Annotated in this window: 12 protein-coding genes; 8 read left to right on the forward strand and 4 right to left on the reverse strand. The window is 62.1% G+C overall.

The features are described from left to right. Positions 1–95: 95 nt before the first annotated feature. Complete coding sequence (locus tag art_RS18270) at positions 96–599, reverse strand: ferritin (RefSeq protein WP_038467223.1); 504 nt, start codon at positions 597–599, stop codon at positions 96–98. Between the two features lie 184 nt (positions 600–783). Between art_RS18270 and art_RS18275 the strand changes: the two genes are divergently transcribed. The 8 genes from art_RS18275 to art_RS18310 all read left to right on the forward strand — a co-directional run bounded on the left by art_RS18275 (position 784) and on the right by art_RS18310 (position 10,824). Continuing rightward, on the forward strand, positions 784–3,003 hold the full coding sequence (locus art_RS18275) for an NADP-dependent isocitrate dehydrogenase (protein ID WP_038467226.1): 2,220 nt from the start codon (positions 784–786) through the stop codon (positions 3,001–3,003). A gap of 352 nt (positions 3,004–3,355) precedes the next feature. Continuing rightward, positions 3,356–4,591, forward strand: coding sequence for a branched-chain amino acid ABC transporter substrate-binding protein (locus tag art_RS18280; RefSeq protein WP_038467229.1), 1,236 nt, complete (start codon positions 3,356–3,358; stop codon positions 4,589–4,591). A gap of 137 nt (positions 4,592–4,728) precedes the next feature. After that, positions 4,729–5,736 (forward strand): branched-chain amino acid ABC transporter permease, encoded by a 1,008-nt coding sequence (locus tag art_RS18285; RefSeq protein ID WP_038467230.1) that lies wholly within the window; start codon positions 4,729–4,731, stop codon positions 5,734–5,736. After that, positions 5,733–6,992, forward strand: coding sequence for a branched-chain amino acid ABC transporter permease (locus art_RS18290; protein ID WP_082000417.1), 1,260 nt, complete (start codon positions 5,733–5,735; stop codon positions 6,990–6,992). Before art_RS18285 ends, art_RS18290 begins: the two co-directional genes overlap by 4 nt. Further along, a complete protein-coding gene (locus tag art_RS18295; RefSeq protein WP_038467233.1) occupies positions 6,989–7,882 on the forward strand; it encodes an ABC transporter ATP-binding protein in 894 nt (297 codons plus the stop codon). Before art_RS18290 ends, art_RS18295 begins: the two co-directional genes overlap by 4 nt. Beyond that, complete coding sequence (locus art_RS18300) at positions 7,875–8,582, forward strand: ABC transporter ATP-binding protein (RefSeq protein ID WP_367643790.1); 708 nt, start codon at positions 7,875–7,877, stop codon at positions 8,580–8,582. The genes art_RS18295 and art_RS18300 overlap by 8 nt, the downstream gene beginning before the upstream one ends. A gap of 298 nt (positions 8,583–8,880) precedes the next feature. Continuing rightward, positions 8,881–9,972, forward strand: coding sequence for a Gfo/Idh/MocA family protein (locus tag art_RS18305; RefSeq protein WP_253901612.1), 1,092 nt, complete (start codon positions 8,881–8,883; stop codon positions 9,970–9,972). A gap of 204 nt (positions 9,973–10,176) precedes the next feature. Beyond that, a complete protein-coding gene (locus art_RS18310) occupies positions 10,177–10,824 on the forward strand; it encodes a DNA alkylation repair protein (protein WP_082000594.1) in 648 nt (215 codons plus the stop codon). A gap of 307 nt (positions 10,825–11,131) precedes the next feature. Here the strand turns inward: art_RS18310 and art_RS18315 are convergent, their stop codons facing one another. From art_RS18315 to art_RS18325, 3 genes are all read right to left on the reverse strand, one after another. Further along, positions 11,132–11,974 (reverse strand): carbohydrate ABC transporter permease, encoded by an 843-nt coding sequence (locus art_RS18315; protein ID WP_052137011.1) that lies wholly within the window; start codon positions 11,972–11,974, stop codon positions 11,132–11,134. A gap of 50 nt (positions 11,975–12,024) precedes the next feature. Continuing rightward, on the reverse strand, positions 12,025–12,930 hold the full coding sequence (locus art_RS18320) for a carbohydrate ABC transporter permease (RefSeq protein WP_052136750.1): 906 nt from the start codon (positions 12,928–12,930) through the stop codon (positions 12,025–12,027). 91 nt (positions 12,931–13,021) lie between these two features. Next, positions 13,022–14,311 (reverse strand): ABC transporter substrate-binding protein, encoded by a 1,290-nt coding sequence (locus art_RS18325; RefSeq protein WP_038467247.1) that lies wholly within the window; start codon positions 14,309–14,311, stop codon positions 13,022–13,024. Positions 14,312–14,381: the final 70 nt, after the last annotated feature.

Here is a 14,381-nt window from a genome sequence, read left to right on the forward strand (position 1 = left end):
CAGGAACGCTCCTTCAGATCCGGGGCAAAAATCAAGAACGCTCCTTCACCTTGAGGGAGCGTTCCTGAAAACGGAGGGAGCGTTGCGCAGGGCGGCTAGTTGGCGCCTTCCTTGCGGGCACCGAGCTCGGCGTCCAGGCGCAGGAGGCCGTTGCCGTCGGCGCCGATGAGTTTCACCCGGCCAATAATTTCGCCCACTGAGGCCTCTTCTTCCAGCTGCTCTTCAACGAACCAGTTCAGCAGCGGGATCGAGTCAATGTCACCCTCCGTCATGGCCAGGCGGTAGAGGTTGCGGATGGATTCGGAGACCTTTTGTTCGTGCGCCAGGGAGGCCTCGAACGCCTCAAGCACCGTGTTGATGGTTACGTTGGGAGCCGTGATGGCACCAATCTTGGGGGCCGCGTTGCGGTCGGTCATATGGTCCGTGAACTTCTGCGCGTGCACCAGCTCTTCGGCTGACTGGGCTAGGAACCAGCCTGAGATTCCGGGCAGGTCCTGGACATCCATTTCTATGGCCAGCTGGCGGTAAACCACCGCGGCCTGAATCTCCAGCGTAATTTGTTCGTTGATGGCGTCTGCGAGTTTTCCTTTAAGTTCCATGGCTACCACGCTATTGCGGAATGGGATTCCCCGCACACTAAGTGAGGCTAAGTTCACTAAGGACAGCGTCACCTAATGCGCCCGATAGCGGGCAAACGCGCGCTCTCGGGTAAGTTAGGGAGGGAAAGTAATCTCACCAGATTCGTTCGTTTACCACTGAATTTTCGCAGGAGAGTGCCCACCCATGGCCAAAATCATTTACACCCTGACAGACGAAGCGCCCATGTTGGCCACGTACTCACTCCTTCCGATTGTTGAGGCCTTCGCCTCCACCGCCGGCGTGGACGTGGAAACCCGGGACATTTCAGTCTCAGCCCGCATCATCGCAGTATTCGGCGACTACCTCACCGAAGACCAGCGCATCGACGACGCCCTTGCCGAATTGGGCGCCCTGGCCAAGAGCCCGGATGCAAACATCATCAAGTTGCCGAACATCAGCGCCTCCATCCCGCAGCTGAAGGCGGCCATTGCCGAACTTCAGGGCCAGGGATTCGCGCTTCCGGACTACCCGGACGACCCCTCCACGGATGAGGAAAAGGACGTTCGCGCCCGCTACGACAAGATCAAGGGCAGTGCCGTGAACCCGGTCCTGCGCGAAGGTAACTCCGACCGCCGCGCACCCTTGTCGGTCAAGAACTACGCCAAGGCCAACCCGCACAGCATGGGTGCCTGGAGTGTAGACTCCAAGACCAACGTCGCCACCATGAGCGAGGGCGACTTCCGCCACAACGAGAAGTCAGTTGTCATCGCAGCCGATGACAAGATCAAGATCCAGTTCGTTGCCGCCGATGGCACCACCACCGTGCTGAAGGACTCCTTCGCCGTGCTGGCCGATGAAATCGTTGACGGCACCGTCATGCGCGCCGCTGCGTTGGATACGTTCCTGGCAGCCCAGGTGGCCCGTGCCAAGGAAGAGGGCATCCTGCTCTCGGCCCACCTGAAGGCCACCATGATGAAGGTCTCGGACCCCATCATCTTCGGCCACGTCGTCAAGGCCTACTTCCCGGAACTGTTCGCCAACTACGGCGACGCACTGGCAGCAGCCGGCCTGAGCCCGGCCAACGGCCTGGCCTCCATCATCAACGGCCTGGGCGAACTGCCCGCCGATGTGCGTGCAGGAGTTGAAGCAGCCATCAAGAAGGGCTACGAAGACGGTCCGGCACTGGCCATGGTCGATTCCAGCAAGGGCATCACCAACCTCCACGTCCCCTCCGACGTGATCGTTGACGCGTCCATGCCCGCCATGATCCGCACCTCGGGCCATATGTGGGGTGCCGACGACCAGGAGCACGACACCCTGGCAGTTTTGCCCGACAGCAGCTACGCCGGCGTGTACCAGGCAACCATTGAGGACTGCCGCGCGCACGGCGCCTTTGATCCGACCACCATGGGCACCGTTCCCAACGTCGGTTTGATGGCACAGGCGGCCGAAGAATACGGCAGCCACGACAAGACCTTCGAGCTGTCCGAAGCCGGCACCGTCCAGATCGTCAACGCCGCAGGCACCGTGCTGATCGAGCACGACGTCGCAGCCGGGGACATCTGGCGTGCCTGCCAGGTCAAGGACATCCCGGTCCGCGACTGGGTCAAGCTGGCCGTCACCCGCGCCCGCGCCTCAGCGACCCCCGCCATCTTCTGGCTGGATCCGACCCGCGCGCACGACGCCAACATCATCACGAAGGTCAACGAATACCTCAAGGACCACGACACCGAGGGCCTGGACATCCGCATCATGTCGCCCGAGGACGCCACCAAGTTCACCCTGGAGCGCATCCGCCGCGGCGAGGACACCATCTCCGTCACCGGCAATGTGCTCCGCGACTACCTGACCGACCTGTTCCCGATCCTGGAACTGGGCACCAGCGCCAAGATGCTCTCCGTAGTGCCGCTGATCGCAGGCGGCGGGCTCTTTGAGACCGGCGCCGGCGGCTCCGCACCCAAGCACGTGCAGCAGCTAATCAAGGAAAACCACCTGCGCTGGGATTCGCTCGGCGAGTTCCTGGCGATTGCTGTCAGCTTCGAGCACCTTGCCGTGACCGAGGGCAACGCCCGCGCGCAGATCCTGGCCGACACCCTGGACCGCGCCACTGGCACGTTCCTGCTGGAGAACAAGTCCCCGAAGCGCAAGGTTGGCGAGATCGACAACCGCGGCAGCCACTTCCACCTGGCCAAGTTCTGGGCCCAGGAACTGGCCGCGCAGACCGTTGACGCGGACCTGGCCGCAGCGTTCAAGGCTGTCGCAGCGGACCTGACCACCAACGAGGACGCGATCATCGCCGAACTCGCCGATGTGCAGGGCTCACCCGTTGACCTGGGCGGCTACTACCGCCCCGATGCAGCGAAGGTCGCAGCCATTATGCGCCCGTCGGCCCTGCTGAACAAGGCCATCGACACTCTCAGCTAGTCCCGCTTGTGGGCCCACGCCCTCAAGAAAAGCCGGTGTTTGCGCTTTCGGCTGGTGGTGTACCGCCAGCCTAAAGCGCCAACGCCGGCTTTTGCGTTAATGGACGACGGCGGGTCCCCGGCTTCCGGGGCGCCTCACCTTGGGAGGGCCCGCCCAAGGCGAGGCGAAGATCTTGCCGGGAACACGCCGTCGTACGCTTCGCAAAGCAAGATAAGCATCCGTTACCAGATCTTTACGCAATATCTGTGTTCTGGATCACATGTGGAGGAGTAGGGTCGGAATCATGTGAAGCCGAGGATCACGCGGAGCAACGGCGCCCCGCGGTCCTACGGTTACTGTGAAAGGTAGATCCATGAACCGCAAGAAAGTTATGACCACGCTGGCTGCGGCCGCGACTTTTGGGATGCTTTTGGGAGGTTGTGCGAATACGGCGGCCCCCGAGGGTGGGGGATCAACCACCGGTGGCGGGGAGTCTGCCATCAACATTCCGGCCCTGACTTCCATTGAGACTCCCAAGGATGCGGTTCTCCCCGCAGGGGATGGCAAGGCGGTCTGTCCGCCCACCACAACACTGGCGTACATCGGCGCGCAAACCGGTGCCAACGCCCAGCTCGGCATCAACATTTTCAACGGTGTGCAGCTGGCCATCAATGAACACAACGAGGCGAACCCCGAATGTCAGGTTGCGTTCAAGAAGTTCGACACGGAAGGCGACCCCAACAAGGCCACCGGTCCGGTCACCCAGGCCACCAAGGAAGAAGGCATCATCGGTGTTGTGGGCCTGCCGTTCTCCGGCGAATCCAAGGCCACGGGCAACATCTTTGAACAGGTCAAAATGGTGCACATCACCCCCGCAGCAACCAACCCGGGCCTGACCGAGAATGGCTGGAGCACGTTCTTCCGCGGTCTGGGCAATGACGCCGTCCAGGGACCGGCAGCCGCCAAGTTCATTACCGGGACGCTGAAGGCCAAGAAGGTCTACCTGGTCCAGGATGATTCCGAATACGGCATCGGCTTGGGCAAGACTACTTCGGACGGCCTTGGGGACGCCCTGGTGGGCACTGACAAGGTCACCCAGGGACAGAAGGACTTCTCGGCAACGATCTCCAAGATCATGAACTCCAAGGCCGACGCCGTCTTCTACTCCGGCTACTACGCTGAAGGTGCCCCCTTCAACCAGCAGCTGGTGAACAAGGGCTACACCGGTTCGTTCATCGGCCCGGACGGGCTCAAGGATGACCAGTTCATCAAGCAGGCCGGCGACGCTTCCAAGAACGCCTTCTTCACCTGCCCCTGCATCCCTGGCGAACTGATCCCCACCTTTGCCAAGGACTACAAGGCACTGACCGGAATTGATCCCGGAACTTACTCCATTGAGGGTTACGACGCAACCACCGTTCTGCTTGCCGGTATCGGCGCCGGACACCAGGACCGTGCGTCGCTGCTGGAGTGGGTCAAGACCTACGATGCAGACGGACTGAGCAAGCACTACAAGTGGGACGACAAGGGCGAGCTGCAGGCCCCCACGGTCTACGGCTACAAGGTGGAGAACGGCAAGATTGTTCCCATCGGTGCCATTGGGGAGTAACCCACATGGCGGCAATGCTGTGGGGTGGACTTGCGCCCCACAGCATTGCCGTGCACGCACCCATCAGCCCGCCTTTCAACTTGCGCCGGCCGCTGGCATGACCTGCCGGACGCCGTCCAAGGAAATGGATTCCTCCCATGATTCCAACCATGCTTTTGGCCGCCCCGCCGGCCAGCGACTGGATAACGCTGGACTTTGCATCCCTGGGGCAGAACTTCTGGTCCGCCACTTTTGACGGACTGACCTTCGGATCCATCTACGCCCTCGTGGCACTCGGCTACACACTGGTTTACGGCGTTTTGAACCTCATCAACTTTGCCCACTCCGAAGTCTTCATCATGGGCTGCTACGGAGTCTGGTTTACGCTCTCATTCCTGGGCTTCGGCCCCTCGGCCCCCAACCTCGGCGTCGGCGCGATCGTGCTGAACCTGCTCCTGGCACTGATCGCCGGTATTCTGGCGTCTGCGCTGACGGCATTTGTGCTGGAGCGGCTGGCCTACAAACCGCTGAGAAAACGCAACGCACCCCGGCTGGTTTTCCTCATCACGGCCATTGGCGCCTCCTTCACCATCCAGTACCTGATCTACGTGTGGCGCGGCGCGGTTCCGGAACAGGCGCTGACAATGTTCCAAACCAAGCCGATCTTCGAGCTGTTTGGCACCTACATCTACAACGATCAGCTGCTGATCGTCACGGCCGCCGTCATCATGATGGTCATCACCGAACGCTTCATTAGCAAGTCCCGCACCGGCCGCGGCATCCGCGCCGTGGCCCAGGATCCCGACACGGCCACCCTGATGGGCGTGAACAAGGAAAAGATCATCATCACCACCTTCATCATCGGCGGCATCCTTGCCGGTGCGGCGGCACTGTTCTACACCATGAAAATCCCATCCGGCGTTGTGTACAACGGCGGCTTCATTCTCGGCATCAAGGCCTTTGCTGCCGCTGTCCTGGGCGGCATCGGCAACGTCCGCGGCGCACTCCTCGGCGGGCTGCTGCTGGGCCTGATCGGCAATTACGGCCAGATCCTGTTGGGCAACTCCCAGTGGACCGACGTCGTGGCGTTCCTGGTGCTGGTGCTGGTGCTGTTGTTCCGTCCCCAAGGAATTCTGGGCACCTCCCTTGGAAGGAGCAAGGCATGAGCATGTCAGACGGACCCAAGCCCCTGCGGACCGCCAAATCCGAGCAGGGCACAGACAACGTCGACGCCACGGGAGTGCCCCCGGGCTCCAGCGCCGCCGTACCGCGTCCGCACCGCTTCTTTCGCGGATGGAGCGACAGGTGGCGGGAAATGCCGCGCCAAAAACAATGGCTGGTTCTCATCCCGATCGTGATCGTGGCGTTCCTGCTGCCCGTCATGAACATTCCCCTGATCACCACCGAACCTGGCAATGACTGGCCGCTGGCCTGCCAGCTCATGGCCATCTATGCCCTGGTCGCCGTCGGCCTGAACATTGTGATCGGCTACGCCGGACTGCTCGACCTGGGCTACATTGCCTTCTTCGCCGTCGGCTCCTACACGGCAGCCATGTTGACCAGCCCGGACTCGGCCTTCATCAAAATCCCGTACCTGTGGACCCTCCCGGTGGCCATTGCGGTGTCGATGTTTGTGGGCGTGCTGCTGGGCTTGCCCACCCTGCGCCTGCGCGGTGACTACCTGGCCATCGTGACACTGGGCTTCGGCGAAATTGTGCGCATCCTGGCCACCCTCATCCCCGCCATGAAGGGCCAGCCGGGTTTCCAAAACGTGGGCCACCCGCCGGGAGTTGGCGCCGACGGCATCCCCATCTTCGCCAACTCCAACGGCACTCCCTGGTATTGGCTGACGCTGTCCATCCTGATAGTCATGCTCTTCCTGGTGGGCAACATGGAGCGCAGCCGCGTGGGCCGTGCCTGGATTGCCATCCGCGAGGACGAGGACGCCGCCGAAACCATGGGCGTGCCAACGTTCAAGTACAAGGTGTGGGCCTTTGCCCTGGGTGCCGGTGTTGGCGGGTTGGCCGGGGCGCTCATGGGCGGCCAGGTTGGCTTCGTGAACAACCAAAAGTTCGACGTCGTCACTTCCATTTTGTTTGTTGCGGCAGTTGTTCTGGGCGGCTCGGGCAACAAGGTGGGCGCCATCCTGGGTGGCGCGCTGGTGGCCTACATCCCGCTCCGGTTCACGGCCATTGCCGAGTACAAGTTCCTGATCTTTGGCATTGCCCTGGTGCTCATCATGATCTACCGGGCTCAAGGGCTGGTGCCCGCCAAGCAGCGCCTGCTGGCCTACGGAACCAAGGCTTATGCAGACGTCAGGCGGAAGTACGCCAACCATTCGACGCCGTCGGACAAGACTGGCGGCCCGGGCGCGGCATCGCTGCCGGCGCCGAAACCGAACGCTGAGGGGGCACCATCATGAGTGAAGCACTAGATCCACAGGCTTCCATGGATGCCGAGGCGCTGGCAGCAGGCGGCATCGACCTTGAAGTGGCGGAGATCGTTTCCCCGGAACGGGATTTTTCCGTTGAGGTTGGCGATGACCTCGTGGAGGTGAAGAACCTGACCATGAAGTTCGGCGGTCTCGTGGCCCTGGATGACGTCAGCTTCACCATCAAGCGCGGGGAAATCCTGGGCTTGATCGGCCCCAACGGGGCCGGGAAAACCACCTGTTTCAACGCCATGACCGGCGTGTACAAGCCCACCAGCGGACAGGTGCTGCTGGAGGGGCGGCTGCTCAACGGCATGAAGCAGCACAAGATCACCCGTGCCGGGTTGGCCCGCACCTTCCAAAACATTCGCCTCTTTGGGGAGATGACTGCACTGGAAAACGTGGTTGTCGGTTTGGACGCCCGGCACAAGACCAGCGTTGTGGGCGCATTGCTGCGCCTGCCCCGCCACATCCGCGAGGAGAAAAACGCCATTGAGCGGGGCATGGCGCTCTTGGAGTTTGTGGGTATCGCCGACCATGCGGCGACCCTTTCGAAGCACCTGTCCTACGGCAGCCAGCGCCGCCTGGAAATCGCCCGGGCGCTGGCCACCGACCCCAAGGTGCTGTGCTTGGACGAACCGGCTGCCGGCTTCAACCCGGCCGAAAAGGAAGAGCTCATGGCGCTCATCCGGACCATCCGGGATGACGGCTACACCGTGCTGCTGATTGAGCACGACATGAAACTGGTCATGGGCGTCACGGACAGGATTGTGGTGTTGGAGTTCGGCAAGAAGATTGCCGATGGCAAACCCCACGACATCCGTGAAGACCCGCGCGTAATTTCCGCCTACCTCGGGGAGCCCGAAGATGACTTTGCTTGAGCTTGAGAACATTTCAGTCCACTACGGACGGATCCAGGCCATCCGTGACATGTCCTTCACGGTGGAGGAAGGCGAAATTGTGTCCCTGATCGGGGCCAACGGTGCCGGCAAGACCACCACCATGAAAACCATTTCAGGGCTGCTGAACCCCACCCACGGCACCATCAAGTTCATGGGGGAGGACATCACCAAGATGAAGGCCCATGTCCGGGTGGTCCAGGGCATCTCCCAGGCGCCGGAAGGACGCGGCATTTTCCCGGCCATGACGGTGCTGGAAAACCTGGACATGGGCACCTTCGGACGCAAGGACCGCAGCGGCGTGGGGGAGGACATGGACCGCGTCTTCACCTTGTTTCCCAGGCTGAAGGAACGTGAGAAGCAGTTTGGCGGCACCATGAGCGGCGGCGAGCAGCAGATGCTGGCCATTGGCCGGGCGCTGATGTCCCGGCCCAAGCTGCTGCTGCTGGATGAGCCCTCGATGGGGCTGGCACCGCAGTTCATCCGGCAGATCTTCAAGATCGTCACCGAGATCAACGGCCAAGGCACCACGGTGCTGCTCGTGGAGCAGAACGCCAACCAGGCCCTCGCGCGGGCCCATCGCGCGTTCGTCCTGGAGACGGGCGCCATCACGCACAGCGGCACGGGCAAGGAACTGCTTGCTAACCCGGCCATCAAGGAGGCCTACCTCGGCGTCGGGTAACCCTTCCCACCCTTCTGCCGAGGTGTGAGTTCACGCCCGCTCGATTCTGCCGAGGTGTGGGTTCACGCCCGCTCGATTCTGCCGAGGTGTGGGTTCACGCCCGCTCCCTTTCGAAGCTCGACGGCGGGGAGGGCACCTTTCGTGCGAAAGGTGCCCTCCCCGTTTGCTGCCTCCCTCATCGTTTGCTGCCTCCCTCACCGTTTGGGGTGTTTCCGCCGACGTTCGATCCCGAGTGACCGCCCCGCGCCTGTCATGTTCCGCGTCGGCGTCACGCAACTGGCAGAATTGCGGAATGAGCATCCAACGATTCGTCGGCCGGCCCGACTGGTACACCACCGTCAACCCTGAAACGCTTTCTGCCACGGGCACGGCCCTGCGCTGGGGCGTGGTTGCCACCGGCAGCATTGCCCGCACAGTCACTGCGGATCTGGCACTCCTGGAGGACGCTGTCCTGCAGGCGGTCAGTTCCCGCGGAGTCGGCAGCGCAGCCGGATTTGCCACCGACTTTGGCTTCGCCTCCTACTATTACGACGGCGGAGAGGACGGCACGGCAGATGCCGGGTACTTGCAGCTCGTGCGGGACCCGGACGTTGACGTTGTATACATCGCCACGCCACACGCCCAGCACTATGACATTGCCAAGGCCGCACTGGAAAACGGCAAACACGTCCTGTGCGAGAAGGCGCTGACCATCACGGCCGCGGAGGCCCGGGTGCTGATTGCCTTGGCCCGGGAGAAACAGCTGTTCCTCATGGAAGCCGTGTGGGCGCGGTTTGTGCCGGGGTTCCAGCGGGCCCTGGAAATTGTGGCATCCGGTGAGATTGGCGAGGTCAAATGGGTTCATGCCGATCTTGGTTTCCCCGCACCCATCGATGACACCGCCCGGATCTGGGCCCCGGCCGACGGCGGCGGCGCACTCCTAGACATCAGCGTGTACCCCCTGCTGTGGGCGTGGGGCACATTGGGTGCACCCGCTTCCGTCCACGCCACGGCCGAGCTGACGGCCCTGGGCGTGGACGCCCAGAACGCCTTGACACTCAGCTACCCGTCAGGTGCGCAAGCCCAACTCATCAGCTACCTCGGTTCGCACGGGCCCCGGGTGGCGTCGGTGGCAGGCAGCAAGGGCTACATCGAGACGATTGGTTCGGTCAACAACCCGCAGGCGCTGCGGATCAGCGTGGGATGGGACGATGAGCGGGTGGAAACCTTCGAACACCCCGGCAAGGGCTACACGTACCAGCTGCGCGAAGTCACCCGTTGCATCCAAGCCGGGCTCACCGAGAGCGCCACCATGCCGCTGGACGATTCGCTGGCCATCATGGAATTGTTTGACGACGCCCGCCGTCAGATGGGCGTTAGCTACTGGAACGACACCCGAACCGACCTGTAGTTCGGACGCGGTTCCACCTTGACTGGTGGTTTATGACACCGATCCCGCTTTCGGAGCCCGCCATCCCGGATCAGAAAGCGCGATCGGTGTCATTTCCCGTAGAAGCACGCATCAACGTGTCAGAGCGTGCGGGTAGGCTTGCTCCCACAAGCGATGAAGGGGTGTGTTTAGGTGGCGGAAGCGACTGAGACGGTGGCCGGGCTGATGGCGGAGCTGGCAGCACTGGAAGACCCGAGGGCGCGGGCCGTGAATGAGCGGAACGGCGACGACCATGGGGTGAACCTGGGCAAACTACGTGCCATTGCCAAGCGGCTGAAGACCCAGCAAGAGCTGTCCCTTGAACTGTGGGCCACCGGTGACACTGCCGCGCGGCTGCTGGCGCTGCTGATTTGCCGGCCCAAGGCCTTCACCGCACCGGAGCTGGACACCATGCTACGCCAGGCGCACATCCCCAAGGTCAACGACTGGTTTGTGAACTATGTGGTGAAAAAGAGTGTGCACGCCGAAGAGCTGCGCCAGGCCTGGTTCACCGACCCGGACCCGGTGGTGGCTGCCGCCGGTTGGGCGCTGACCAGTGAACGCGTCCTAAAAAAGCCTGCGGGCCTGGACCTGCCCGGACTGCTGGACCTGATCGAGGCACAGATGAAGGACGCCCCGGAACGACTGCAGTGGGCCATGAACAACGCCCTGGCCCAGATCGGCATTGAGAACCCGGACTTGCGCGCCCGCGCCATCGGAATCGGTGAACGCCTGGAAGTACTCAAGGACTACCCAACCCCGCCGAACTGCACCTCCCCTTTTGCGCCGATCTGGATCACCGAAATCGTGCGCCGGAAAGCCGGCGAGCCATGATAAACAGGTGGCACCGCAGCAGCACCGGCCTTTAACGCCATGATGGCCTGGGGCAGGGTTCTCGTGCAGCTGGCCGGGGAATCACGATCGTGGCCCTGCTGGCCATCACCTCACGGGCCGGAAAACGCTCCTGACGCACCTGGCCGCGGAGCGTTCGTGGAAACAGCCCGAAAGGTGACGGAGCGTCTGAAGCAGGCCGCTGGGTGGTGGGGGAGACGCGAAAAGCCCCGTTCGCCGTCGTAATTACTAACGACGGCGAACGGGGACTTCGGCTTCCAGCGCGCCTTGGGAGGCTGGTTCCGTGGGGTTAGCCCTTGACGGAACCGCTCATCAGGCCGCCCACAAAGTACTTGCCCAACAGGATGTAGACAATGAGTGTGGGGACGGAGGCGATCAGCGCACCGGCCATGGAGGCGGCGTAGTCGGTGAGCTGGCCGCCGGCGAGGAAGGACAGAGCGATCGTCACCGGGCCGTTGCGGCCGGAGGAGAAGAACGCGGCAAAGAGGTAGTCGTTCCAGGCTGAGGTGAACTGCCAGATCAGCACCACGACGAAGCCGGGCATGGATACCGGCAGGATGACCGAGCCGTAGGTGCGCAGGATTCCGGCGCCGTCCATGCGTGCGGCCTCGATGAGCTCATCGGGGACGGTGGCATAGTAGTTGCGGAAGATCAGCGTACAGATCGGCAGGCCGTACACAATATGCAGCAGCATCAGTGACGGCACGCCCTGGGGCACGCCGAGGTTGCTGACCAGCTGCGTCAACGGGATCATGACGGCTTGGTACGGGATGAACATGCCGAACAGGATCAGGGTGAAGACGATGTTGGCGCCGGGGAACTTCCATTTGGAGAGCACATAACCGTTGATGGAGCCTAGGAAAGCGGACACGATTGCCGAGGGCACCACCAGCAAAACCGTTCGGCCAAGGGAGGGGGCGAGGGTGGTCCAGGCCTTGACCCAGCCGCCTGTTTCCCACACCTGGGGGAGGTACCAGGCGCGCGAGGGGTCGGCGTCGGCGGTTCCCTTGAAGCTGGTAATGAACAGGACGTAGGCCGGGAGCAGCACAATGATGACGAAGAAGATCAGCAGCGCGTACTTCAGCGTCCGGTTAATGCGGCGCTTGGTGGTGCGCTTGGAATCGGACTTCATGTCCAGCGCAGAACGGGCGCGGTTCTTGTTATTCGCCGTTGCGGTAGTCATTAGCGCTTCTCCGCTCGTGAGGTGTACCAGAGGTAGGGGATGACGACCAGGGCCACGAGAACCAGCAGGATGGTGCCGATCGCGGCGGCATCGGCGTAGTCGCTGCCAATGTACTTGACCCACATCATGGTGGCCGGAACCTGCACGTCATAGGTGTTGGCGTCCGGAACGATAGCGCGGATCAAGTCGAAGAGCTTCAGGGACATGTGGCCGATGATGATGACAGCTGAGAGCATGACGGGGCTCAGCTGCGGGAAGATCACGTGCCGGTACAGCTTCCATTCGGTGCAACCATCGATGCGGGCCGCTTCGCGCAGCTCGTCCGGGATGCCGCGGAAGCCGGCGAGGAACAGGGCCATGACATAACCGGAGAGCTGCCAGATGGCAGGAACGGCGATGGCGGCAATGCCCCACGTGGGATTGGACCACCAGTCGTTTTGCAGCGCGCCGAGGCCCACGCTGTCCAGCAGGCGGTTCAGGCCGGTGGTGCGTTCACCGCCAGGCTGGGAGGTTTGGAGGCTGGAGAGCAGCCAGCGCCACACAACACCGGAGGCGATGAAGGAAACTGACATGGGAAACAGGTACACGGAGCGGAAGAAACCTTCGCCCTTGGCCGGCTGTTCCAGAATCCAGGCCCACAGGAAGCCGAAGATCAGTGTGCCACCGAGGAAGACGATGGTCAGGATCAGCAGGTTCCACAGCGAGTGCTGAAAGTTGGGGTCTGCCAACAGATTAGTGTAATTCTCAAAGCCAACATATTTGTTGCTGGGCTTGGCCGTGTGCTGATTGGTCAGGCTGACACGGAAGTTTTCAATAATGAGCCAGTAGACGAATACGCCAACCAGGATGATCGTGGGGGCCAGCAGCAATACGCCGGGGCCCCATGTTTTTGCGCGCTTTAACATAGTTTGCCTCCTCCCGAAGAAAATCGGTACCGCATGGGTTGGGGGCGGTGCGACATGATTGTCGCGGCCGCCCCCAACGTGAATGCGGTTGTTACTTGGCGAACTTCGCCGCGATGGATGCTGCGGAGTTCTGCAGTCCCTCAATGTTCTTGTCGCCGCCGAACTTGCTGACGGCCGTGCTCAGGTCGTTCAACCAGGCAACGGGCACTGCTGCACCGTGGGCGAGGGAGGAAACGATCTTGTCCTGGCCAAAGTCCTTGATTGCGCTCTTCTGGTATTCAGAGAAGTCATCGGTCTTGGCGGTGGTATTGGCCGGGATGGAACCCTTGGCCTTGTTGAAGGCGGTCTGGCCCTCGGCCGAGCCGATGGTGGTCAGCCATGCCTTGGAGCCAGCGGGATTCGGAGCACCCTTGGGCAGGGTGAACGAGTCAGCCAGGAAGTCAAAGACGCCTGCGGTGCCCGGTGTGGGGAAGTAAACGTAGTCAACGCCGGGTTTGTCGCCGTCCTGTGCGAACTTGGCCTCAGCCCAGTCGCCCATGACGTTGTAAGCTGCTCCGCCGTCCTGGACGAGCTGCGTGGCCGGAGCCCAGTCGCTCAGGGAATCGCGGTCGGTGTTGGTGTAGGAGAGAGCCTTTTCGTAGGCCTTGATGGCCGTGGTGACCTCGGCGCTCTTCCAGTCGGTCTTGCCATCCCAGAGGCCGTTGTAGCCATCAGTGCCCAAGCTGGAGAGCAGGATGTTTTCGAACAGCTGGACCTGGGTCCAGGAGCCGGCAACTGCCAACGGGATGGTGCCTGAGGCCTTGATCTTGTCCATGTCAGCGAACCAGGCATCGAGGTCGGCAGCCGGCTTTTCCGGATCAACGCCGGCCTTCTTCAGGACCTCAACGTTGGCCCAGACCACGTTGGCGCGGTGGATGTTGGAGGGTACGGAGTAGATCTTGCCGTCAACTGTCAAACGGTCAACGAGGTCCTTGGGGAACTGTGACGTCAGGTCGTTATCCGTGTAGAAGCTGCTAAGGTCTTCGAGCTGGTCTGCATCGATGTAGTCCTGGAGCTCGGCGCCTGCGTGGGCCTGGAAGGAATCCGGCGGGGTGCCAGCCTTCAACTGTGCGGCCAGAACGCTCTTGGCCTGTGAACCAGCGCCACCGGCGACGGCAAGGTTGTCAAAGGTGAGGTTCGGGTAGTCCGTGCCAAACACCTTGACGAGTGCATCCAGGCCGACCTTCTCGGAACCGTCAGCCCACCAGGTGAAGACGCCGACCTTCCCGGTTGCATCAGCAGCATTGCCGTTGTCTGTGGGTGTGTCCCCGCCCCCGCCACAGCCTGCCAGGGTCAGACCCAGCGCTGCAACTCCGGCAAGCAACGATAGACGACGTCGCATGTTAATCCTCCGTGAATTATTGTTCGAAAATGATGATCCGAGCGTGTAAATGAAACACCCGCTCCCCAAA

It is taken from the genome of Arthrobacter sp. PAMC 25486 (assembly GCF_000785535.1).
In the GTDB taxonomy this organism is placed as follows: Bacteria; Actinomycetota; Actinomycetes; order Actinomycetales; family Micrococcaceae; genus Specibacter.